The organism is Catonella massiliensis (assembly GCF_016651435.1).
Taxonomy (GTDB): Bacteria; Bacillota; Clostridia; order Lachnospirales; family Lachnospiraceae; genus Catonella; species Catonella massiliensis.
This window is the reverse complement of the sequence record NZ_JAEPRJ010000001.1, coordinates 2,108,361-2,132,931: the sequence shown is the minus strand read 5'-3', so window position 1 is coordinate 2,132,931 and position 24,571 is coordinate 2,108,361. Positions and strand designations below refer to the sequence as shown.

Sequence of the window (24,571 nt, the reverse complement as noted above, 5' to 3'; positions counted from 1 at the left end):
TTAGATGATTGAGGTATAATATGGAAGTTTGGAAAGAATATCGTAAGGGAGAGATTCCGAAAGGAAACTATAAAGCAAAGGTTATTTGCGGAGATTCAAATTTCTTGATTATAGAGTTAAGAAGCAAAGAGAATAGGCTGATTCTTGATTTTGGAATTACTGAGGCTGTAAGGATATTTGATAGAAGACTTGTAGATTTGGATATGTATGAGAATATTGAAGGACTGAAAGAGGATAATTTCTCAAATGTTATATATGAAGTTGAAGATGGAAAATATCTGAAAGAAGCAAACCGGTATTCAGGTGGGATTTTAGATATTGGGGATGCAAAACAATATACTGTCATTACAGAAAATTTATACATTGATGTAGTTTCTTTTTGGGAGTGCAGGCTTACACTAATGAAGAAATTAAGAAAGCTTCCTGTATACTATAAATAGGTCAAGAGATTGACATAAAAAAATACCTCAAGTAAATTTAGATTATTACTGACCTGCCAGTTGGTAAAATCTAAAAAACACAAGAGGTATCTAAAATGAATATTAAAGGCACAAAGAAAAAAAATCAAGTAGTAACAGCAAATATTTTTGAACAGCAGGAGCTTTTGAAAAAATCGGAGGTGATTAAGGAAAATCTCGCAGCTTCAACCTGGCGTGAGTTGGAAACCAATGGTAAGTTCGATAAAAATAAAAAACTCTCTTTTATCAGCGATGACATGCTTATCTTGGGATGTGATGTAGGCAGCGAAACGCACTATATGAGAGCAATTGATACCAGAGGACGGGAACTCAGTAAGTCCGCACATTCTTTCAACAATAATCAAGAGGGCTTCCGGAGTGCAAAGGAATGGGCAGTGAGGATAGCCGCTGAACATGATAAGAGTCAGATAGTGCTTGGCTTAGAGCCGACCGGTCACTACTGGTTCTGCCTTGCTACATGGATGATTACAAATGGAATCAGTGTTGTTCAGGTAAACCCTTATGCTGTTAAGCAGACAAAGGAGGTTGAAGATAACAGCCAGCTCAAGGATGACAGGAAGGATCCAAAACTGATAGCAAATCTTGTCAAGGATGGCAACTTTGGTATGCCATATCTTCCAGAAAAAATCTATGCTGAACTTCGTAGGTTATCCATGTTCAGAGACCAACTGAATGAAGACAGAATTCGAACAATCAACCGGATGCACAGGGAGATGAAGATATATTTCCCGGAGTATAAGGAAGCATTGGGAAAAGTCGATGGAGCATTTAGCCTTGAACTGCTGAAAGAGGCACCATTTCCGGATGAACTGACCGCACTTGGAGAAGAAGGGATAAGACAGATTTGGCATGCTGCTAAACTTAGAGGACGCGGGTACAGCAGAGCCAGAGAAATCTTACAGTACGCAAAAGCAAGTGTTGGGATTAAGGATGGATCTATTGCAAGCAAGGCAGCTGTAAAGTGGTTCGTGCAGAAAATCATGGAACTGGATGTTGAACTTGCTGTTATAGAGAACCAGATCAACCAGAAATGTCAGGAGATACCGCATACAGGTAACGTTCTGGAGATATCTGGGATTGGAGAAAATACACTTTCCGGTATTCTTGCAGAGATGGGAGATATTTCAAGATTTGATGATGTTAAGGAAATACAGAAATTAAGCGGATTAGGCCTTGTGGCATGCAGTTCAGGAAAGCATAAGGGAGAAACCAAAATCAGTCATAGAGGACGCAAACGACTCAGATATTGGTTATTCCAGGCAGCAAAGTCAGCAGTGGCCCATGCAGAGGAATTCAAAGAACTCCATATGTATTATACGACACGAGCCGATAATCCGTTGAAAAAGATGCAGTCATTGATTGTGATAGCCTGCAAGCTTCTGAGGATTATCTATACGATTCTGAATACTGGTACGAAATATGCTCCGAAGAAGATGTTGATGGACATCAGACGTCCGGAAAATAAGGAAGCTATTGTAGCGTAAAACAGTCGACAGCAAAATTTATTCCAGAGCCTTGCCGGTTTTCGGATTCTTCCGAGATCGGGCAGGGTTCTGGAAGGGAACCCGATAACGATGGAGCGCTACAGGTGCTGCATCATCACAATGACCAGCAAAACGAGTCAGGGTAAGCATCCACGGAATATCCGTACCCTGTGGAGTATGCAGGTCAGTAAAATCAAAAAACAAACAAGAGCTGTAGCTTGCAGTAGTTCTCTCCGTAGGGCATGACCCTGTTAGAAAGCTTAGCAGGCACTCGGTGTATGGACAGGTGGGACGAAGGAAGTTGGGACACGATCCCTTTAGACACGGAAGGTTCACCATCATAGTTAGCAGAGGATTTATAGCCTTTATAAAGCAAAACAATGGGATGCTTTATAAACTACACCCTCTTTTAGCTGTTCAGTATAAAATACAATGACTGTCATACATTTTTTGCTCTGTTTTATGAGGTAAATATTTAAAGAAAAGCCTGAAATTAAATGATTTAGGGCTTGACATTATAGGAAGGTGGGACGAAGGAAGTTGGGATACGATCCCTTTAGATACGGAAGGTTCACCATCATAGTTAACAGAGTATTTATAGCCTTTATAAAGCAAAACAATGGTATGCTTTATAAACCACACCCTCTTTTAGCTGTTCAGTATAAAATACAATGACTGTCATACATTTTTTGCTCTGTTTTACGAGGTAAAAATTTAAAGAAAAGCCTAAAATTCAATGATTTAGGGCTTGACATTATAGGAAGGTTTATAGTAGAAGAATAACAGATGAACATAGGCTTACTTATAATTTAGATAGTAATGATAACTTGATTATATATACCTGCAAGTATCATTATGAAGAATAGGTACATACACGACATAGATTTGAGGATAATATGATTTGTAATGACTTTGAAATAATAGTAATAGGAGCGGGACATGCGGGCTGTGAGGCGGCACTGGCTGCGGCAAGACTTGGTAAAAAGGTGCTGGTTTTTACCGTAAGTGTAGACAGCATTGCCCTCATGCCCTGTAACCCAAACATTGGAGGCACTTCCAAGGGGCATTTGGTAAAAGAAGTAGATGCCCTCGGTGGAGAGATGGGTAAAAATATAGACAAGACCTATATCCAGTCTAAGATGCTTAATAAGTCCAAAGGACCTGCGGTTCACAGCCTTAGGGCGCAGGCGGATAAACAGGCTTATTCTCTTGAGATGAGAAAGGTGATGGAGAATACTCCTAACCTTACCATAAAACAGGCTGAGGTGGCTGAGATTCTGGTTGTAGAGGGTAGGGTAACAGGTGTTAAGACGTATTCAGGTGCGGTATATACTGCTAAGGCGGTTATTCTCTGTACGGGAACTTACCTAAAGGCGCGCTGTATATACGGAGATGTGAGTGAATACACAGGACCTAATGGGCTGTCAGCCTCTACACATTTGACGGATTCCCTGCTTAGCTTAGGTATGAAGCTAAGGAGATTCAAGACGGGAACTCCTGCCAGAGTAGACAAGCGAACCATAGATTTTTCCAAAATGGAAGTGCAAAACGGAGACGAAAAGGTAGTTCCATTTTCATTTTTAAACGAAGGAAAAGATATAAGCAGAGAGCAGATTCCCTGTCATCTAACATATACCAATGAAGAGACTCATAGGATAATCAGGGAGAATATCGAGCGTTCACCTCTCTACGGCGGTGTAATAGAGGGAGTAGGGCCAAGATACTGTCCATCCATAGAGGACAAGGTGATGAGGTTTGCTGACAAAGAGAGGCACCAGATCTTTGTAGAGCCTGAGGGAGAGTACACCAATGAAATGTATGTTGACGGTATGAGTTCATCTATGCCGGAGGATGTACAGGTGGCAATGTACAGGACCATCCCCGGACTTGAGAATGTCCAAATAGTTAGAAATGCCTATGCTATAGAGTATGACTGTGTAGATGCGACCACACTTAAAGAAAGTCTTGAGACAAAGGTGGCGGAGGGCTTGTATGCAGCAGGACAGTTTAATGGAAGCTCAGGCTATGAGGAGGCAGCCGCTCAGGGACTGATAGCAGGTATCAATGCGGTGAGGAAGCTTGATGGCAAAGAGCCGCTTATTCTCAAGCGTTCAGATGCCTATATTGGAGTTCTTATAGATGATTTGGTGACTAAGCACACAGCGGAGCCATACAGGATGATGACTTCAAGAGCAGAGTACAGACTGCTCCTAAGGCAGGACAATGCCGACATAAGACTTACTAAGATAGGCTATGAGGTGGGACTTATATCAAAGGAAAGATATGAAGCCCTGCTTAAGAAAGAGGCTGAAATTGAAGAGGAAATAAAGCGTCTGAAGTCAAAAACCATAGGTGGAAAGAAAGAGGTAAATGATTTCCTTGTATCAAATGGAAGTACGCCTCTTCTTGGTGCAGTTACCCTTGCAGACCTGATAAAGAGACCGGAGCTAAGCTACGAGATTCTGGCTGTAATCGATGATGAAAGACCTGAGCTTTCTGAGGCTGTTGGAGAGCAGGTAAACATCAATATAAAGTATGAGGGCTACATTGAGAGAGAGAACAGACAGGTTGAACAGTTTAAGAAGATGGAAAACCGCCTCATTCCTGAGGATATAGAGTATGAGAATATAGAGAATATTAGGTTAGAAGCAAGGCAGAAGCTTGCCGAAATAAGGCCGCTCTCAGTAGGTCAGGCGAGCCGTATATCGGGAGTGTCGCCATCTGATATAGCGGTGCTCTTAGTATACATAGAACAATTTAAAAGGAGAAAGAAATGGGATTAACAGAGAATGATATCAAAAGAATTAACGAACTCAGTCACAAGTCAAAGGCAGAGGGGCTTACTGATGAAGAAAAGGCTGAGCAGAAGAAACTAAGAGAAGAATATGTTGCAGCAATCAAAGGCAATATCAGAAGTCAGCTTGAAAATACGAAAGTAGTTGATGAAAATGGCAACGAGGTAGACCTTAAGAGGAGAAAAGATGTATAAATATTTGATGTTTGATTTGGATGGAACCTTAGTAGAATCAGGAGATGGCATAGTAGAATCTGCTAAGCACGCTCTTAGCACTATGGGCTGGGAGATGCTTTCTGAGGCTGAATACAAGAAGTTTATAGGACCTCCGCTTTTTGACTCATTTACCAAGTTCTGTGGAATGAACCCTGAGGAGGCTGACAGGGCAATTGAGATATACAGGGAGCATTATGAGTCTGCAGGATATCTTATTGCACCGGTGTATGAAGGGGTCGAGGATATGCTTGATGAGCTAAAGAATAGGGGGCATGTTATGATGGTAGTTACCTCCAAGCCTGCGCCTATAGCTGAGAAGATAATAAGAAAGCATGGTCTTGATAAGTATTTTGTAAGTCTTACAGGGCCGTCTCACGAGGAAAAGACTGTGCACAAGGATGTGATGATAAAGCGAGCCTTTGAAAAGAATGGTATCACTGACCCTAAGTCTGCGGTAATGATAGGGGATAGGATGTTTGACATAGAGGCAGCCAATAAAAACGGTGTTGACTCTATTGCGGTTATGTATGGATATGGCAATAGGGAAGAGTTTGAAAGGTATGGGGCTACGCATATAGTGGAGAGGTGTAGTGACATACTGGATATAGTTCGATAGGTTGTATTAGAAAAATATATAAGAAAGGGGTTTGCATGCCCCTTTTTATTGTGATATATTATACGTTGTCGTATTTTTTAAGTATGGTGTCTGTTTTAATTGCCAAACTACCAGCCCATATTTATATCTAACAAAACAAGGAGGCTAAGATGGAAGAGTTTTTCAAATTGAGGGAAAGAGGAACCAGTGTTAAGGTTGAGACTATGGCAGGTATTACAACCTTTATGACTATGGCGTACATTCTTGCCGTAAATCCAAATGTACTTGGTAAGGCGGGAATGGATCAGGGAGCGGTCTTTACAGCGACAGCGCTTGCTTCTGCAATTGCATCGTTTTGTATGGCCTTATTTGCCAATCTTCCTTTTGTTCTTTCAGCAGGAATGGGACTGAATGCTTATTTTGCGTATTCAGTAGTTTTGGGTATGGGATATACCTGGCAGCAGGCTTTGACAGCAGTATTTGTTGAAGGCCTCGTATTTGTGGTGCTTTCACTAACCAATGTTCGTGAAGCTATATTTAACGCTATACCGAATACGCTCAAGGTAGCTGTGTCTGTAGGTATTGGTCTGTTCATATGTTTTATAGGTCTTCAGAACTCTAAGATAGTAGTTGACGGTGCTACTCTTGTAACCCTCTTTTCTTTCAAGGGCTCGATAGCAGACGGTACCTTTAACTCAGCAGGAGTCTCAGTTATTCTCGCACTTTGCGGTATCTTACTTATGACCTATCTTTTATTTAAGAATGTAAAAGGCTCCATCCTTATCGGAATGGTAGTGCTCTGGGTAGTAGGCATGATTCTTCAGGCTGTAGGCATCTACGTGCCTAATCCTGAGGCAGGTTATTATAGCTTATTCCCATCAGGAATATTTGCACCACCTGCGTCACTTGCACCTACCTTTGGACAGCTTGATTTTTCATTTATAAAGACAGCAGACTTCTTCGTAGTTATGTTTGCTTTCCTTTTCGTAGATGTATTTGATACCCTTGGAACACTTATAGGCTGTGCTTCTAAGGCAAATATGCTCGATGAGAAGGGTGAGCTTAAGGGAATTAAGGGAGCCTTGCTTGCAGACTCAATCGGAACTATAGTTGGTGCAGTACTTGGTACTTCTACAATTACTACATTTGTAGAATCATCATCAGGTATTTCAGAGGGCGGAAGAACAGGCCTCACATCAATAGTGTCAGGACTTCTCTTCTTAGTTGCACTTTTCTTTTCACCTGTATTCCTTGCAATACCTTCATTTGCTACAGCACCTGCTCTTATAGTAGTTGGTTTCCTTATGCTTCAGCAGGTAACGAAGATTGACTGGAATTCAGACCTTCTCGAGGCAGTTCCTGCTTATATCTGCATCTTCGCTATGCCATTTATGTACTCTATCTCAGAAGGTATCGCTTTCGGCGTTATCTCATATGTAGTACTTAACCTTGTTGGCGGAAGAGCTAAGAAGATTACACCTCTTATGTATATACTTGCAGTGCTCTTTATAGCTAAGTATGTATTGTTGTAATATACTAACATCATAGTAACAAACCTCCGTGAAGTCAGAAATTGACTTTTCGGAGGTTTTTTGTTGTTACTTAGCAGCGCACGTTTCTAATGGGTTAAACTGCATTAAGGTAACCATTGCCTAAGGGAATGTTGAACGCGAGGAAGTTAATGGAATTAATGGATACAATGGAAATGAGTGGAACTAGAAACTGAATTTCTAGCGTAATGTGAGTTCCTCAAGAGATATCAGGGAAGGTGGTATACAGTAGATGTGTGATAAAAGAGCATATTTTATTTACAAATAATAAAAATATTAAAAAATATTTAGCAAGAATATGGCTAGATTTTCAAGGTAAGTGCAACACTTTGTAAAAATAGTAAATGCAACACTATTGCTAGATAAAATGATAAAATTATATCAATAAAATCTGACTGAATTTAATCAAATTTGGTTTGATTTTATTGCTTTTGGCGAAAAAAGGGTATAGCAAACAGACCTGAAACTACATCTTTCAGGTTAAATGCAACGGTTTTTAGTGTTGCGTTTACTTTGAAAAATTTTACCAATATCTACTTATAAACCTTATATTTGGGCTAATCGATTATATTTCACTTACACGAAATCTGTCAAGGCTAAAGTGAATGGGCTTTCAGCCCAGCCTTGACTAGAATTTCGTAAGTGAAATTTATTATAAATTAAGCCCAATATAACCATAAATAAAACCTACACAATAGCCTTATATTTCCTTGATTTATCAATTAGAGTGGCTCTATGTATTATATTTAATAATTTTGAAACTGAGCTAATGATATACTTCAAAGTAAATGCAACAGAGGTACCTGTCAGAGTAAGTGCAACACCATGTTGCATTTAAGTTGAAAAACTACTTAGCAAGAATATGTAAAGATAAAAAAATAATTAATCTTGACAAAATAAAAAAAAATATATATAATCGCACATGAAAAGCAAAATTATATTTAACATTTTGCGAAATATTATTATAATGAATGGAAAGTTGAAGGTATGTGCGAGATTTTAAGCTTTAATAAAAGTAGAATGATCCCTAAATGGATTGTATTGCAACTGCTAGAAGCATGCAATTTACGTTGTGATATGTGCTATGAGTGGGGTAAAAATGGAGCATATAGAAATAAGACAAAATTAAATTCTTTAGAATTTGACATAGTTAAGAAAATTATTGAACAGTGTGCTATTGCAAAGCCATATTATGAGCTATTTGGAGGTGAACCGCTTCTTTATAATCGAATATTTGATGTAATTGAATGTATAAAGAAAAACGGAAGCCGTGTTGATATTGCAACAAATGGCACATTGTTAGAGAAGCATGCAAATGAATTGCTTGAATCTGGAATAACAAGGATTTGGGTTTCATTAGATGGAGATAAAAGAATTAATGATTTACAACGTGGAATAGGGACATATGATAAAGCAATAAGTGGAATTAAGAGAATTCTAGCATTGCGCAAAAATGATATACCTAAAATTGGAATTACTACAGTTGTCACTCCTACAAACTATTTTAATATTAGAGAGTTTTACTTGTCATTCATCAAAGAATGTAGAATAGATCATGTCAGCTTTGAGTTTCAAAATTTTGCAACATATGAGTGCTATAGCAAATACAGTAAGTTTTTAAATGAGAACTTTAATATAACAGAAACGAATTCTGCAAGAGGATTTGTCAGAGATATAAGTGACTTTGATGACATTGATTGTGATAAACTCGCTTGTGATATGAATGATATTAAAAATTTTAGTCAGAAGAGTGGTATAAAATTTTTTAATAATCCATCAACAATAGATGCCAATAATTACAGAAATTATTTCAAAGCAAATTGGAACGATATGCTTGATAAAAGGAATAAATGTCCTTTTGTATATTTGCATGCAGAAGTGTCAGCATCGGGTGATGTGATTATGTGCCATACTCTTCAGGATTTAAATTTTGGCAACGTAAATAAAGAAGATTTTTTAGATATTTGGAACAATAAACATTGTGCAAAATATAGAAGATTGTTAAGAAAAGAGATGATGCCTATGTGCATTGCTTGTTCAAGATATTATACTCAAACTGAAGGACACAGTTAAATCACTTTTGGTAAGTATAACGTATTAATGGAAGGGGTTTTATGAATAATTGCATAGAGGTGAAGCATTTAACCAAAAGATTCGAATACTATAAAAAAGAAGATGGTGTAAAAGGCTCGCTTAAAAATTTTTTCAAAAGAGAAAAATTAATTAAGGAGTCTGTGAATAATATATCATTCAACATTAAAGAGGGAGAATTTGTTGGCTTTGTTGGGCCTAATGGTGCAGGTAAAACAACAACATTAAAAATGCTTTCTGGTATTTTGTATCCAACGACAGGGGAGATTAATGTACTTGGATATATACCATGGGAAAGAAATAACGAGTTTAAAAGACAGTTTTCAATAATAATGGGACAAAAGAATCAGCTTTGGTGGGACTTACCGGCAAAAGAGTCGCTTTACTTAAACAAGTGTATATATGGAATTGATGATGAAGAATATAAAGAGACTATTAAAATGTTAGCTGATTTAATGGAAGTATCGAATATAATGGATGTACAAGTTAGACGACTTTCCTTAGGAGAAAGAATGAAACTTGAAATAATTGCAGCATTGCTCCATAAGCCAAAAGTTATTTTCTTAGATGAACCCACTATAGGGCTTGATATGATATCTCAAAAAAAAATAAGAAATTTTTTGAGATATTATAATCAAGAGTATCAGGCAACTATATTATTAACAAGCCATTATATGAAAGATATTGAAGACTTGTGTTCGAGAATAATAGTAATAAATGAAGGAGAAGTAGTATATGACGGGAAAAGTGAGGATATAAATTCAATATATTATGACAAAAAAATAATAACCCTTAAGTTCTCAAGTGCTGTAGATAAAGAAATACTTGAACAATTTGGAATTATTAGAAAATATGATGAATGTGAAGCTGAAATAGAAGTTAATAAAGATGATGTTAAAAGATTGTTGCAGAAAGTTACAGACACCATGCCTATCAAAGATTTTGGCTTATCTGATATTCCGCTTGAAGAAGGGTTAGAAAGGATTTATGAAAGACAATAAAAATATAAAGCAAATTGAGGTATGAGATGTATAAAAATACTATAAAAAAATATCGTTCTATTTTTATACTAGGATTTGAAAATGCACTCGAATATAGGGGGAATTATTTAATAAATTTAATTAGTATAGTCTTTCCTATAATGATGCAGTATTTTGTTTGGTCAGCAGTGTTCGCAGGTAAGGGACAGGGGGATAGGATGTTTGGGTTAACTTATGCGGAAGCCCTTATTTACACATTGTGTGCTGGCTTTATATCTAAATTGATTGGCACAGATTGCCATCACCAAATATCCCAGGATATAAAAAATGGAACGTTAAATAATTTTTTGGTACAACCTGTAAAATATATAATTTATCAGATAATGCGTTCATTTGGTGAAAAAATATTAGAACTTATAGTAGTATTTGTAGTTTTAATTATATTTATAGTTGGAGTAGCCCCTAATTTAGGATTAATTATACAACCTTTTGCAATCATAGCTTTTTTAATAGTTTTAATTCCAGCTTTCATACTGAATTTTTTGATATTTTTGAGTGTAAGTATGTTAGCATTCTGGATAGTAGAAGTGGGGAGGCTATATGGCATTATAGATATATTGGTTGCAATAGTAAGTGGAGCTATTTTTCCGTTAAGTATATTTGGAGAAAAAACTAGTTCTTTATTTGAAATTCTACCATTTACTTATACAACATATTTTCTAACCAATACTCTAAATGGAACTGTAACAATAGATAGTCTGGGAAGAGGAGTTTTGGTACAAGTATTATGGATAGGCATATTTTTTATAATATGCAGTGCAACTTGGAATGTAGGATTAAAAAGATATACAGCAGTAGGAGGCTGAGATTGAGGTTATAGTAGTATGTAAAGACAATTTTTAACAGGAGTTAGAGGAAAAAAATAATATGTTAAAAAATGTTAGAATGTATTTTCGATTATATTTTGTATTTTTAAGGAATTGCTTACAGGCACAGATGGAGTATAGGATTAATTTTTTATTTTCCATATTAGCAGAATGTGGCTGGATTTGTTCTCATTTGTTATATTTGCTGGTATTATATACTTCAGATATTTCTATAGGGGGCATAGGGAAAGAAAGTTTGTTTTTATTTGTAGGAACATATTTAGTTATTACGGGTATATATATGAGTATGTTCTTTACAAACTTTTATAATATCCCAGAATACTTGCGAACGGGACAGCTAGATTTATTTATTACAAAGCCTATTTCACTACAATTTATAGTAACACTTAGATACGTGGAATTCGGATATCCTATTGCAGATTTTATTACAGGTATTGTACTTATTGTTATAGGATGGCAAAAAATGGGTGTAGCAATATCGTTTGCAAATATTATAGGATTTATAATATTTATGTTGCTGGGAGTGATTTGGGTATATGTGTTACAGCTGGTGCCTGCAATTTTATCTTTTTGGACAGTTAAAGCATCAGGTGTATACAATATAGGCTATGCTATACATGATATGAATAAGATGCCAAAAGCAGTTTATGGTAAGCTTATTCAGAGAATAGGAACTTATATTTATCCAATATTTCCAATGGCAAATTATGGAACTTTGTTTGTAACAGGCGAGTTGGCTATATACGAATTAATATGGGGAATTATTGGACCTATTATATTCTTCACTATGATAAAGTTTGTTTGGGAAATTGCTGTGAAAAAATATGTGAGTGCAAGTACATGATAAAGGATTGATACAAGCTTAATTATAAAGAAATATATAAAATTAAAATATTATAATTTATGGAGGATTAATAAATGGAAACTATTGTTAGTAAAATTATTGATTTAGTTTGGCAGGTTAAAGAAGGTAAAATTGACAAAAATGAATTAAACAGGGATTCAAGTCTCATTAATGATGCGGGACTAGATTCATTACAATTAATAAATTTTATTTTATTAGTTGAAGATGAATATAATATTGAAATTGACTTTGACAGTTTTGATTATAAATTACTAGAGAAAATTGAAGCTTTTTGTGAATTTATTGAAATCCAGATAAAAAAAGATTAGAAATGTGAGAGATTAAAGATGGATAAGCTTATAGTTGGAGATTTTGAAGGAGAAAGGTTTTGGCAGGATGATAGAATAGTCAGATTGCCAAATATATCAAGTACTGAAAGCAAAAATATAGTCCTTGCAATGGATGAATTACAGGCTATATTTTCTTGTAATGATAGTAACATTAATAGCTATTTGTTCACTAGATTTAAAATGAATGCTACTCATAGAGATTATTTACATGATATTGGGTTTAAATTTAATAATTTATATTGCTCAGTTAATAATGGCTTTAACTATGATAAATCTTCTTATAAATGTTTATATGAAGATAATGATGGCAAAGAAGAAATTAAAGGTCTTAACTTAGATCCATTCGTTATAAATGAATATGCTGATGATATAAAATGCAAACTATTATGTAAAGGAGAGTTTTCATCACATAAGCTGGTTAAAGAAGTGAATTCCAAAAAATATTCTTCAATTATGCGTGAAAGGATAGATTGTAAAAATATTGCGAAGTATGCAAGTTCTGCTGATGAAATAGAGAAAATTGTTTTAGAAAATAATAAGAATAACCTGAAAAGTATAATAAAAGAAAATTATGGAGTTTCAGGTAAAGGTAATATTTGTGTGGAATATGGACCTATTTCAAAGAGAATTGTAGAACAGATTCGATCAAAAGAAAGAAAAGGGCAGCTTGTAGAGCTTATAGTGGAGCCATTACTAGATAAATATTATGATTTTTCTTGCCAGTTTTATATAGATAAATTTGGTACCATAGATATTATGTCTACACAAAAAGTGCTAAATAATGGCTTGTCTTATGGCGGTTCTGTATCCATAGAGAGTGATATATTAAAACTCTTGGACAGAAATCAGTATTATAAAAAAATTGAAGAAATTGGAAAACAAATGTATTCTGATGGGTATATAGGGGACGTTTGCATAGATTCTATGATACTTAGAAATGGCAATATTGTTGAAATTGTAGAAATTAATGCACGAAAATCAATGAGTCTTTTAAAACATTATGTGGATATATTTTTACAAAAATATTATCTTCAAGGAATGTTGGCTCAATTTGATTTTATAGGGGGATTTGAGCAGATAGATTATGATAATTTACTAAGTGGATTGGATGGAATAGGACTACTGTTCACTCCGATGAATAATAGAGGAATAATTATTCTTTCTGAGAGGACAATGTTTATTAACAAAAGTGCAGGTCGTAAATATAGAGGTAGGGTGTACTGTGTTATTTGTGCAGATTCATTTAAACATATTTGCGAAACTTATGATAAGTTTAAATTATATATGAAAGACAGTGGTTTCAAATTAGTATAATAGCAGATAGGAGGGATTTATATAGTTGCAATATTATCAAGTGGGATTGGATTAGGAACTTATATCCCAGCAATGATTTTATATAATCGATTACGTAGAGATGTAAAAGATATAACTTTTGAAGTTGTAGAGAATCTGTTCCATACAGATAAAATGAAAAGGATTACTGAAAACCGATTAGCGTACCAAAAGGATATTAGAATTGCCCAGATTTCATCACGTATGAATATTGCTGGTAATATAGTCAACTTCGATGATGAAAAGGTAAATAATTTATTACAAGTATGGAAAAACAGAAAAATTAATACGTTTATAGTATTTTCAGGGAATTGGGGATCAGTATTAAAGAAGTATAGAGATTATATTTGTAGAGAAGTTGTAAAAGTTTGTATACACATGGATTGCGATATTGCACCATCGTGGAAAAATTTTAATATGGATTGTGACGCTGCCTTTTGGATAGTTGGAAACAACGAACATATAATTGATAGTTATATTGCATTAGAAGACATCTGTCCAACCCCATTTAATCAAAGAGAAAATAGACTAGTAATGCATGGTGGAGGTTGGGGAATTGGCCTAGAAAATGGGATTATTAATACTATATGTGAAAAAGGTTTTAATTTAGATGTAATATCCTTAAGAAATATAGATATGTTAAATGGGAAAATCAGATGTTTTTATACCAACGATTGGCAACCTTGGGGAATTGAAGAAAAGGTATTTCCGCCATTATATTATAATTCATGTAACATGAATCTTAAGAACATACATTACATAAATGAATTAGTTAAAAGCTCAATTGGTATTATATCAAAACCAGGTGGGGGCACATTGATGGATTCGTTCAATACTGCTACTCCAATAATTTTTACTACTGCAATAGCAAAGCATGAGGAAGCTAATGCTGATTATTGGTGTAAAAATGGTTTTGGATTAACATTTAGCGAATGGCAGAGGAATAATTTTTCAATAGAAATATTAGAGGAATGCCATAAAAATTTATATAAGAGTAGAATCAATACAGAGAATATTTATTATAAAATAAAGGATTATCTAAAATTAGATAGTAATGTATAATGCATAGGAGACAAAAATTATGGATTGTAGTATTAAACAAAAAATTGATCCGCAATATTTTGAAGCACTTAAAAAAACACTTAAAAATATTTCGGAAGTTAAAAAAGGGAAAAGATGCGAAAAGGGCTTTCATTTAGAGATGCCATCTCTTGTTGGAATTAAGCTAACAAATAGATGCAACTTACGTTGCAAGCATTGTTATGAATGGAGTGAACTTGGATATTGCCAGTTTATGGATGAAATTAAGCAAAATGAAGAGCTTGATATTCAAGTTCTACGAAAAGTTCTAGCTGAAACAAGTGATATTAAATCAGGTTTATATTTATGGGGTGGAGAGCCTCTGTGCTATAGTAAATTCGATGAACTTGCAGATTTGATTAGTGGAGAAAATAGGATTTGTGCAATATGTACAAATGCATTGCTTATAGAAAATAATCTGAACTCATTGATTAAAATTGGAAAAAACTTAGAATTAGTAATTGCAATGGAAGGATTTAAAGAAGATAACGATAAAATTAGAGGGAATGGAGTATTTAACAAAATTTGTGCTGCGATTGATTTGTTACTTAAAAAGAGGGCAGAAAAGGAATTTTTAGGTAAAATTACAATTCATACTGTAATAAATCATACTAACTACAATAGATTGTTTGAGTATGCGCAATATGTACAGAGTTTATCTGTTGATTCTTTGATTTTATGCTTTCCCTGGTACATATCAGATGAATCATCAGAGCTTATGGAAAAGTATATTAATACTAGATTTCTTTGGTTACCTGAACTAAGCAAGGCTGAAAATAGAAGTTGGGATTCTTTCAAATATGGATTGCCAGAAGAGTACGGAACAACTATCAGAAGCGAATTGAAAAGGATAGATAATTATAATTGGAAGTTTAATATTAGATATTTTCCTAAAATAAAGGAAGATGAGATATATCCATTCTTATCTGGAAAGAATATTTATCTCCAAAATAGAACATCGTGTAATTCGATATCTATGAGAGCTGACATCATGCCAGACGCCTCAATATCGGTTTGTAAACATTTTAAAGAGTTTAATATAGGCAATTTAAAAGAAAAAAGCCTTAAAGAAATATGGAACAGCGAAGCATTTAATAAGGCGCGTTGTATTATAGATGAGCAACTTATGCCTATATGTGCTCAATGTAATAACTTGTATTTACATGGTGAAACATAAAAAAACAGAGCTTGAGATTATTTAGAGTAGAAGGATGATAAATGAAAATGATACTACCATATGAAAGCCCAGTGATAAGTCAGAATCCCATTGATGCAATGGAAATGTCTGTTATTGCTGCACATAATGCATATTACACCTTGGTCGATAATTATTGGGAAACCTTCGCATTTCAATTCTGTGATAAGGGTAATCATTATTATGATGCTCATATATCAAATAATGTAAAAATTTTTGAAAGCAAATTCATAGAGTGTAACAATAAAATCTCAGAGACTTTAATAGAGAGTATTAATAAATATTACTATATTATAGTCGAAATTGACTGGAGTAAAATAAAATACTTTAAAATATCGGAATTTTTTCTTCATCCTATTACTGTTTACGGGTTTAACATAGAAGAAAGATTATTTTATATTGCAGATTTTTCATCTATTGGAACTTATAATAAAATAGAGGTTTCGTTTGATGATATAGAAATAGCTTATGATTCAGCAGTATGTAGGACACGTAACTATTCTATATTATTAAAAAAATTTAAGCCTAGCAATAATAAGCAGATAAACTTTCTAAAAATAAAAGAAGAAATAAATCTGTTCTTAGATGATAAATGTTCAGATGATAATCATTGTATCTGGAATAAAACTTTAATACCGAGAGTTTTTGACGGAAATTATTATGAACTTGCTCCAGAGGCTATATACTATGGTAAAAATGTACTTGAAAATACGCTTGTACATACCATTAATTGTAAAAATAATATCAAATATATATATGAAAAAAAAGCTATATATTTGATATACGCTCTTGTTCGTCTATTTTATATAAGAATTTGTTATATAAAAGATAATGAAGCTGAATTAGTACAAGATATTAGCAATAGAATTGCAAATTTGCATCAAGATGTCTGCGATTTGCTTAAGTATACAGAGCCTATTTTAATGTTCAGTTTAAAATATGAGGTTAAAAAGGATATTGCTACTTTAGACAGAATCATTCTTAAAACTAAGGTAGTAAATGGGAGATATTTGCAACTTCTACAAGAGTTAAACAATATATTAAATCTTGTTATATAAATTAGGGCTTTACATGTTATGGTAATGAGTAGTCATGGGAGAGAAAATGATATGAGGATAGGGATATTAGGGACTGGCAACATTGCAAGAATTTTGGCTATGACAATAAAAAAAGTAAAAGTTTTAGAACTTTATGCTGTTTCATCTCGTAATAATTTTAGAGCAAAGGCTTTTGCAAGATATTTCAACATACCTAAAGCATATGGAAGCTATGAAGAGATGGTGCGTGATGAAAATGTTGAACTTGTGTATATTGCAACACCACATTCACATCATTTTGAGCATATAAAACTATGTATATCTCATAAGAAAGCAGTATTATGTGAAAAGGCATTTACATCCAGTTTTGAGGAAGCTGAAGAAATAAAAAGATTAGCAGCTAAAAATAAAATATATGTTGCAGAAGCAATGTGGACTAGATATATGCCTTCACGACATATAATTAAAGATATAATTTCTTCTGAAGTTATCGGTAAAATAAGTATGGTTACAGTAAATCTTTCTTACGATGTAGATGAAGTAGAAAGAATACAACGACCTGAACTTGCAGGAGGAGCATTATTGGATCTCGGTGTATATGGGCTAAATTTTATTACCATGTATTGTGGAAAAGACATTGATAAAATATCAGTGACAGCAACTAAAACAGAAACAGGAGTAGACGGCAAGGAATGTATAGTGGTTGTTTTTAAAAATGGAATTATGGCAGTCTCTGTTCATGGAATATATGGTCGCTCTGATAGATGTGGAGTATTTTATGGTGAAAAAGGCTATATAGTAGTTGAAAATATAAATAATCCTAGTTCAATAAATGTATTTGACGATTCCGATAAACTAATAAAACATATAGATGTGCCAAAGCAAATAAGCGGTTATGAATATGAACTCTTAGAAACAGTAGAATGTATTAAAAATGGATTACTTGAAAGCAAATCTATGCCACTTGATGAGAGTGTATATATAATGAAACTTATTAGTAACATAAAAAGTAAATTCTAGTTCTGTAAAGGAAGTACATATAGCCATTATGTTGCAATTATTTGTGTTTGTCTGGAGAGTAGCAAAGAGCAGAAGTGGATATTGATTTACCTCACACAGTTGATATAAATACAGCAATGACAAAAGAAAGACTGATAAACAGTGGCTTATATGATTTAACCACAGCATATCAGTCTGTGCACGTCAACTATTGAAAGCACTGTATATGAGAACCATACGTGCAGTGTTGTGAGAGGACGGCGGTTAGCCACCGCCTCCTGCTCGATTATTAGGAAATCCCATCGAATTCCGATAAAATAAAAGCTTTCATATTTTTTACCATTCCTTTCGCTTCGCTCAAGGCACAAACAAGTTATGAAAAAATGTTGTGCCTCTCCTCGCTTTGTCTTATAATATCTATATAGGATAGCAATATACTACAGAGCACGGGAGGAGGAGTGGCGAATTTATTTTCGACCCCGTATATTTATATGTGCCGTCATCCTTACAAGCACAAACAAGTGGGACATTGAGCCCGGACTCTTATCATTGGTAATAAACCATGTTTATTCAGTCGCAGGATGACAGTCAATGTTGCTATCCTTTTTTTATAAAGGTGGTGATACTTATGATGAAGTTAAAATACTCCATCTGCTGTGGGCTTGATGTCCACAAAAATGTTATCGTTGCAACCATCGTAATCACAAATGCTGATGGAATCTCTGAGTACAAGCAAAAATCATTTTCTACTTTCAACTCAGATATTAGAAAATTTCACAGCTGGCTAATCGAGAATAATTGTTATCATGTATGTATGGAATCCACTGGGAAATATTGGATTCCTATTTTTAATTATCTCGAGAATGACATAGAAGTCTGCCTTACCCATCCTAAATATGTCAAAGCCATCAAGGGAAAGAAAACTGATAAAAAAGACTCCAAATGGATTGCTGACCTCTACAAATTCGACCTTGTCAGATGCTCGTTCATTCCCCCTAAAGACTTCAGACAGCTGCGTGAAATCGCAAGATACCGTTTCAAACTGGTATGTATGAAATCTTCTGAGAAAAACCGCATACAAAACTGCATGACTGTTTCCAATGTCGGCATTGCCAGTGTACTGTCTGATCCTTTTGGCAAAACAGCCACAGAAATCATGTCGTATCTTCTTACACATACTTCTGATTCCATTGATGAAAAAGCTGTCCGCAGACTCATTAAAAAAGGGGCAAAAGCTAAATCCGATGAAATCATTGAGGCAATCAGGGGGTATAACATAGAATCTGATCAGGCTAAAAAGCTTGAACTTGCCCGAAGCCATCTGGAGTATCTTGATAGCATGATTACTCAATCTGAAGTTGAGCTTTATGTAAGGATGAAGCCTTACTACAAGTTCGTTGAACTTGTTTCTACAATGCCTGGGATGACCGAACTAAGTTCAACAATCGTTCTTGCTGAAACAGGCGTAGATATGAGCATCTTTGATGACGCAAAGCACCTGTGCTCATGGTGTGGGCTTTCACCTACTAACAATGAGTCAGCCGGTAAAAAGAAGTCTGTGCGGATTTCAAAAGCAGGAGATTACTTAAAGCCTATGATGGTGCAATGTGCACTTGCAGCAATCAAGAGCAAAAAGCAGCCTTATTTTGCAATCAAATATGGTCGAGTTAAAAAACGCCGTGGTCATAAGAAAGCAATCATTGCCATAGCACGAATGATGATAGTTTGCATTTATCACATAGTTTCAGAAGAAAAACCGTTTAATCCTATTGATTATGAAGAACTTATGTCTCCTAAAAATCATATAGAACGTGTGATTCTAAATGAAAACAATGTCTTTGCTTATCTTGAAAGCCTTGGTTATGATAGCTCAAAGTTAGTAAAACGCAACGATAACTAACATTTATTATTTATATAGTTACCAATTTTAGGGATCTTGCGACCCCTTATATAAGTGCGCCCAAAAATATAAGTTATTTTTCACTCTTATACTTTGACACAGCTACTGTTATTGATAAAACTAAGAAAATGGCTATATCCCGAAATAAAAATCATGTTTGGGGAAATATGAGTAATGAAGAACTTCTTAGGAGTGCAAATCTTATTCTGACAGATCCTGAAACAAAGCGTGAAGGTATTACACTGGCTGCCATTCTTTTATTTGGAAAAGACAACTCTATTATGTCTGTTCTTCCGCAGCACAAAACAGATGCAATATTCAGAGTTGAAAACAAGGATAGATATGACGATAGAGATGTTGTTATAACAAATCTGATTGATAGCTATGACAGACTTATAGAATTTGGGCAGAAGCATTTGAACGATTTATTTGTTTTAGATGGAATTGTAAATGTTAATGCAAGAGATAGGATTCTTAGAGAGATAGTTTCCAATACACTGGCTCATAGAGATTTTTCAAGTGGATTTCCTGCAAAAATGATTATTGATGATGAAAAGATTACGGTTGAAAATAGTAACTTAGCTCATGGAATGGGGGCATTAGATTTACAAAAGTTTGAACCGTTTCCTAAAAATCCTACCATATCTAAAGTATTCAGAGAAATAGGTCTTGCGGATGAACTTGGCTCAGGAATGAGAAATACCTATAAGTACACACAGCTTTATTCAGGACAAAATCCGTTATTTGAAGAAGGAGATATATTTAGAACAATTATTCCTCTAAAGAAGATAGCGACGCAAAAGGTTGGGGGCGACAATGTCGCTCAAGATGTCGCTCAGGGTGTCGTTCACGATAAGATAGCCCTCGCAGAGTTTATTAAAGAAAAAGTGAGAAGCAATGATAGGGTTACAAGAAAGGCTATTGCAGATGAAGCTGGAGTTAGTGTAAAGACTATCGAAAGAGCTATAAAAGAGATAGATAATCTGAATTATGTAGGTAGTGGTAATAATGGACATTGGGAACTTGATGAGTAAAAGTAAGTTGCAAAACAAAGATTTATATAAATAACTAAAACTTCCCACACCAAAATTTGGACTCGCACCCTGAAAATTCAATATTTCAACAAAAAAATGCTTTATGCAACCTTCATAAGAGCTGTCTGCGTATATTCAGGGAGACCAAGATAAAAATCAATGATAAAACCTTCCAGCTGTTTATCTGTTACATGAAAATGCTTATGGAGACTATTGATCATTACCTCAGATTATTATGATACAAAAGTAGGAAAAAGAAAAGCCCTTACCCCTCAAGATTGAGGGGCAGGGAAGCTGATGTGCCGAAGGCACTTTTTTATGGTGAATTCTACCTAATTCCGGTTAAATAAAAAAGGCTCCCAAAAGGGAACCTTTAATTCGAGGCGACAACCGGATTTGAACCGGTGATCAGGGTGTTGCAGACCCACGCCTTACCGCTTGGCTATGTCGCCTGATTACATAATGATGTTTTTTAGCTATGCTAAAAGAAGTAATTAAATCCTAGACTCAAACTTGCCTTTGCTCATCTAATCAAGAATTTAATGTAAGCTCCCCAAGTAGGGCTCGAACCTACAACATCACGGTTAACAGCCGTGCGCTCTACCATTGAGCTATTGAGGAATCTCGACTGCCATAACAGTATAGCACTATGGCAGCTAATTTTCAAGTAGAAATTGTATTTTTTAATATTTTAGGACATATTGCAAAAATAAGCTAAATTATCTGGCAATTTTTCGCAAGTGACACTCATAGGGGAATTGTAATAACTATCCTTATAACAGAGCCACCCTTAGGATGGAGTAGTCTTTATGATAGAGCAGTCTCTGTAAGAGAGCAGCCTTTTTTCTATATCCAAGTTATATCACACTTATCTGGCAGGATCTCATTGTCTCAAGAGCTGCTTCGTGCTTCTCAGGAGTAACCCCGGCACAGCAGGAAGAATCAACTGATATAGGTATCTCAGGGAGGTAAGCCTTGATGAGGAGTGCGTTTGATACAACGCAAATATCTGTGCAAAGTCCTACCATTTCAATTGCAATCTCTTCTTTATGCGCCATTTCAGCTACTTTTTCGGCGAGTTTTACGGAGCCGAAGGTACCCTTTTCGTATACATTTTCGGAAGGGATGAGAGAGCTTATCTCAGGTCTTATGTCCCATCCTTTACTGCCACGGATGCAGTGCTCCACAGGAAGATGCCTTCCTTCAGAGGTACTTAGATAATTGGCCTCGTGGGTGTCCTTTGTGGCAAATACATTCTCAGAGGGATATTCTTTTATCTTGTTAATTACATTTTGAACTATGTTCTCTGCCTCGGCACTGCCAAGAGAGCCGTCAATAAAGTCATTTTGCATATCAATTACGAGTAGTATTTTTCTCATAAAACCTCCTTAGTGTAGAAGACAGTAGTAACCCAATCAGTAACTAAATTTATTGTCGTTAGGCTTGATTGTGAAGAGTGTTTTGATTGTGGAACTGATAAATCACAGAGATTATACCACGATAACAATCACCTATTCAAGATAGAAGTTTCGAAAGGAGAGAATGTTTAAGATAGTATTTTCGCATTTTAAATGCTATAATCATAGTGGATAAGAAGGCATTCTTGTCTGCAATATATTTGGTATGAGATTCCACAAAGTGAGATACAGCTTAGCTTAAATCAACTTGTCTTACGCCAAGCACTGTATGAGGTGAATAAAGACACATATGTTAAAATCATTGTCGAAGGAAAGGATTGGGAGTACTTATTATGAGTAAGGAAGCAAGAGAATTAAAGGATTATTACTTAACCAAAGAATTTGAAGATAAATACAATTATGAGGGAAGCCTTGGTGCCGAAGTCTGTGAGAGAGGTACTGTTATAAGGCTTTGGTCTCCTATTGCTGAAAGCGTGGACCTTAGGTTATATGACAATGGAAGTACGGGTGAGGCAGAAACCATCATACCTATGAAGCTTTGTGAGAGAGGAGTATGGGAATACTCTGTAAATGAGAACCTGAGTGGGAAATACTATGACTTTGCTCTTAAGATAAAGGGAAAGGTGAGAATTTCCACAGACCCTTATGCGAAAGCCTGTGGAGTAAATGGAAAGAGAAGTATGATAATAGACCTGAACACTACTAATCCTAATGGCTGGGAAGAGGATAAGGCTCCTTTAAAGGGGGCAGAAGACATCATCTATGAACTCCATGTCAAAGAGTTCTCCTATGATGAAAATGCCGGTTTCCCTGAAAATGTAAGAGGAAAGTACAAGGCATTTACAGTGGATAATACTACCCTAAGAAATGAGGGTAAGCTTCCTACGGGGCTTAACTACATAAAAGAGCTTGGTGTGAGTCACATCCAGCTTTTGCCTGTGTATGACTTTGCCTCTGTAGATGAAGCAGGGGGCAAGGATAGCTTCAACTGGGGATACGATCCTCTTAATTATAATGTACCTGAAGGCTCATACGCTAGCGATGCTGCAAGGGGAGAGGTGCGCATCAGGGAATTTAAGGAAATGATACAGGCTATACACAAAAAGGGGCTTAGGGTGATTATGGATGTGGTCTACAATCACACCTTTAGTCTCGATAATGCACTTCAGAACTCAATGCCTTATTACCACTACAGGCTTGATGCAAAAGGTGAGCTATCAGATGGTTCAGCCTGTGGCAATGACATCGCCTCAGAAATGCCTATGACAGAGAAGTACATCATTGATTCTGTGCTTTACTGGTGCGAGGAATACCACATAGACGGCTTTCGCTTTGACTTGATGGGACTCCTCACAGTTGATTTGATGAACAAGGTGCAAAAGGCATTGGATGAGACATACGGACGAGGAGAAAAGCTGATATACGGTGAGCCTTGGACAGCTGCTAAGACCTATATGGAAAAGGGAGCTAAAGGGGCAGTTAAGGACAATGTGAACCTTTTAGACGAGAACATAGGAATATTTTCAGATGATATAAGAGACTCTATAAAGGGGCATGTCTTCTATGAGGAGGTGGCAGGCTTTGTAAACGGCAACCTAAAGCAGACAGACAAGATTGAGGCCGGTCTTACCTCATTTGGCTTGTCACCAAACCACATAATCAGCTATGTATCCTGCCACGATAACCACACGCTTTGGGATAAGCTCACCATTACAACTGGGGATGAGGCTGAGAGGAGGAAGCAGAATAAACTCTCTGCGGCCATATATATGAGCTGTCAGGGAAGAGTCTTCATATACTCAGGTGAAGAGTATCTTAGAACCAAAAATGGAGAGCATAATACCTTCAATATGCCTATAGGGCTAAATAAAATGGACTGGGAGCTTACTGAGAAGAACAAAGACCTGGTGAGCTTTTATAAGGAGCTTATAGGACTTAGAAAGGAAATGACAGGACTTTGCGACAAGTCAAAGACAGCAAAGGAAAATATAACTACATTTGTAAAAGAAGAGGGGCTTCTTGGTGTAAAGGTAGCAAACAAGGAGACAAGCCTTGTTAAACCGGTGTATAAAGAGGCACTTATCATATTCAACGCAAACAAGGAAGAAAAGACGATTACACTGCCTGAAGGGAAATATAAATTGCTTATAAATACTGTTAAGAAAAATAATGAACGAGACGATATATTAGTATCAGATAAGATAAAAATAAACGGGATAACTGCGCTTTTTCTTGGGAAGATGTAGAGGACGGCGGATAGAAGTATAAGACGGGAGCCTGCTTAAATGCTGGTCCTAAGCTTTCAG

20 protein-coding genes, 2 tRNA genes and 2 pseudogenes are annotated in these 24,571 nt (G+C 35.5%); 21 read left to right on the top strand and 3 right to left on the bottom strand.

Going from position 1 to position 24,571, the window contains the following annotated elements; all coding sequences use genetic code 11:
* The first annotated feature begins 20 nt into the window (after positions 1-20).
* The 20 genes and pseudogenes from JJN12_RS09495 (at position 21) to JJN12_RS09405 (ending at position 20,847) form a co-directional block, all read left to right on the top strand.
* On the top strand, positions 21-440 hold the full coding sequence (locus JJN12_RS09495) for a hypothetical protein (protein WP_208429452.1): 420 nt from the start codon (positions 21-23) through the stop codon (positions 438-440).
* Between the two features lie 95 nt (positions 441-535).
* On the top strand, positions 536-1,963 hold the full coding sequence (locus JJN12_RS09490) for an IS110 family RNA-guided transposase (protein WP_208428713.1): 1,428 nt from the start codon (positions 536-538) through the stop codon (positions 1,961-1,963).
* Between the two features lie 767 nt (positions 1,964-2,730).
* Positions 2,731-2,829, top strand: a pseudogene (locus tag JJN12_RS14635) (type II toxin-antitoxin system YoeB family toxin); the annotation flags it as partial.
* A gap of 30 nt (positions 2,830-2,859) precedes the next feature.
* Entirely contained in the window at positions 2,860-4,746 is a 1,887-nt protein-coding gene (mnmG, locus tag JJN12_RS09480) for a tRNA uridine-5-carboxymethylaminomethyl(34) synthesis enzyme MnmG (RefSeq protein ID WP_208429451.1), read from the top strand.
* Complete coding sequence (locus JJN12_RS09475) at positions 4,737-4,952, top strand: DUF896 domain-containing protein (protein WP_208429450.1); 216 nt, start codon at positions 4,737-4,739, stop codon at positions 4,950-4,952. The genes mnmG and JJN12_RS09475 overlap by 10 nt, the downstream gene beginning before the upstream one ends.
* Entirely contained in the window at positions 4,945-5,589 is a 645-nt protein-coding gene (locus JJN12_RS09470; protein WP_208429449.1) for an HAD hydrolase-like protein, read from the top strand. The genes JJN12_RS09475 and JJN12_RS09470 overlap by 8 nt, the downstream gene beginning before the upstream one ends.
* A 149-nt stretch (positions 5,590-5,738) precedes the next feature.
* Positions 5,739-7,100, top strand: a complete 1,362-nt coding sequence (locus JJN12_RS09465; RefSeq protein WP_208429448.1) for an NCS2 family permease — start codon at positions 5,739-5,741, stop codon at positions 7,098-7,100.
* A 1,005-nt stretch (positions 7,101-8,105) separates the two neighbouring features.
* Positions 8,106-9,191, top strand: coding sequence for a radical SAM protein (locus tag JJN12_RS09460; protein WP_208429447.1), 1,086 nt, complete (start codon positions 8,106-8,108; stop codon positions 9,189-9,191).
* A 41-nt stretch (positions 9,192-9,232) separates the two neighbouring features.
* On the top strand, positions 9,233-10,210 hold the full coding sequence (locus JJN12_RS09455) for an ABC transporter ATP-binding protein (protein WP_208429446.1): 978 nt from the start codon (positions 9,233-9,235) through the stop codon (positions 10,208-10,210).
* Between the two features lie 26 nt (positions 10,211-10,236).
* A complete protein-coding gene (locus JJN12_RS09450) occupies positions 10,237-11,055 on the top strand; it encodes an ABC transporter permease (protein WP_208429445.1) in 819 nt (272 codons plus the stop codon).
* A 61-nt stretch (positions 11,056-11,116) separates the two neighbouring features.
* Positions 11,117-11,920 carry an ABC transporter permease gene (locus JJN12_RS09445; protein ID WP_208429444.1) on the top strand — a complete coding sequence of 268 codons (804 nt, stop codon included), beginning with the start codon at positions 11,117-11,119 and terminating at the stop codon, positions 11,918-11,920.
* A gap of 74 nt (positions 11,921-11,994) precedes the next feature.
* Complete coding sequence (locus JJN12_RS09440) at positions 11,995-12,249, top strand: acyl carrier protein (RefSeq protein WP_208429443.1); 255 nt, start codon at positions 11,995-11,997, stop codon at positions 12,247-12,249.
* An 18-nt stretch (positions 12,250-12,267) separates the two neighbouring features.
* Positions 12,268-13,584 carry a hypothetical protein gene (locus tag JJN12_RS09435; RefSeq protein ID WP_208429442.1) on the top strand — a complete coding sequence of 439 codons (1,317 nt, stop codon included), beginning with the start codon at positions 12,268-12,270 and terminating at the stop codon, positions 13,582-13,584.
* A 72-nt stretch (positions 13,585-13,656) separates the two neighbouring features.
* Positions 13,657-14,664, top strand: coding sequence for a hypothetical protein (locus tag JJN12_RS09430; RefSeq protein WP_208429441.1), 1,008 nt, complete (start codon positions 13,657-13,659; stop codon positions 14,662-14,664).
* 19 nt (positions 14,665-14,683) lie between these two features.
* A complete protein-coding gene (locus JJN12_RS09425; RefSeq protein WP_208429440.1) occupies positions 14,684-15,859 on the top strand; it encodes a radical SAM protein in 1,176 nt (391 codons plus the stop codon).
* A 41-nt stretch (positions 15,860-15,900) separates the two neighbouring features.
* Positions 15,901-16,935, top strand: coding sequence for a hypothetical protein (locus JJN12_RS09420; RefSeq protein ID WP_208429439.1), 1,035 nt, complete (start codon positions 15,901-15,903; stop codon positions 16,933-16,935).
* A 51-nt stretch (positions 16,936-16,986) separates the two neighbouring features.
* Positions 16,987-17,934 (top strand): Gfo/Idh/MocA family protein, encoded by a 948-nt coding sequence (locus tag JJN12_RS09415; RefSeq protein WP_208429438.1) that lies wholly within the window; start codon positions 16,987-16,989, stop codon positions 17,932-17,934.
* Between the two features lie 52 nt (positions 17,935-17,986).
* A pseudogene (locus tag JJN12_RS14725) lies at positions 17,987-18,128 on the top strand (group II intron reverse transcriptase/maturase); the annotation flags it as partial.
* A 413-nt stretch (positions 18,129-18,541) separates the two neighbouring features.
* Positions 18,542-19,813 (top strand): IS110 family RNA-guided transposase, encoded by a 1,272-nt coding sequence (locus JJN12_RS09410; protein WP_208429437.1) that lies wholly within the window; start codon positions 18,542-18,544, stop codon positions 19,811-19,813.
* A 167-nt stretch (positions 19,814-19,980) separates the two neighbouring features.
* Complete coding sequence (locus tag JJN12_RS09405) at positions 19,981-20,847, top strand: hypothetical protein (RefSeq protein WP_456298506.1); 867 nt, start codon at positions 19,981-19,983, stop codon at positions 20,845-20,847.
* Positions 20,848-21,228: 381 nt separating this feature from the next.
* On the opposite strand, the gene JJN12_RS09400 is transcribed toward JJN12_RS09405, so the two are convergent.
* From JJN12_RS09400 to JJN12_RS09390, 3 genes are all read right to left on the bottom strand, one after another.
* Positions 21,229-21,299, bottom strand: a tRNA-Cys gene (locus JJN12_RS09400).
* A gap of 97 nt (positions 21,300-21,396) precedes the next feature.
* Positions 21,397-21,468: transfer RNA gene (locus tag JJN12_RS09395), tRNA-Asn, on the bottom strand.
* 236 nt (positions 21,469-21,704) lie between these two features.
* The gene (locus tag JJN12_RS09390; RefSeq protein ID WP_208429436.1) at positions 21,705-22,226 is read right to left on the bottom strand and encodes a cysteine hydrolase family protein; all 522 of its coding nucleotides are present in this window, start codon (positions 22,224-22,226) and stop codon (positions 21,705-21,707) included.
* 371 nt (positions 22,227-22,597) lie between these two features.
* Here JJN12_RS09390 and pulA point away from each other — a divergent pair, with 371 nt between their 5' ends.
* Entirely contained in the window at positions 22,598-24,511 is a 1,914-nt protein-coding gene (gene pulA / locus JJN12_RS09385) for a type I pullulanase (RefSeq protein WP_208429435.1), read from the top strand.
* Positions 24,512-24,571: the final 60 nt, after the last annotated feature.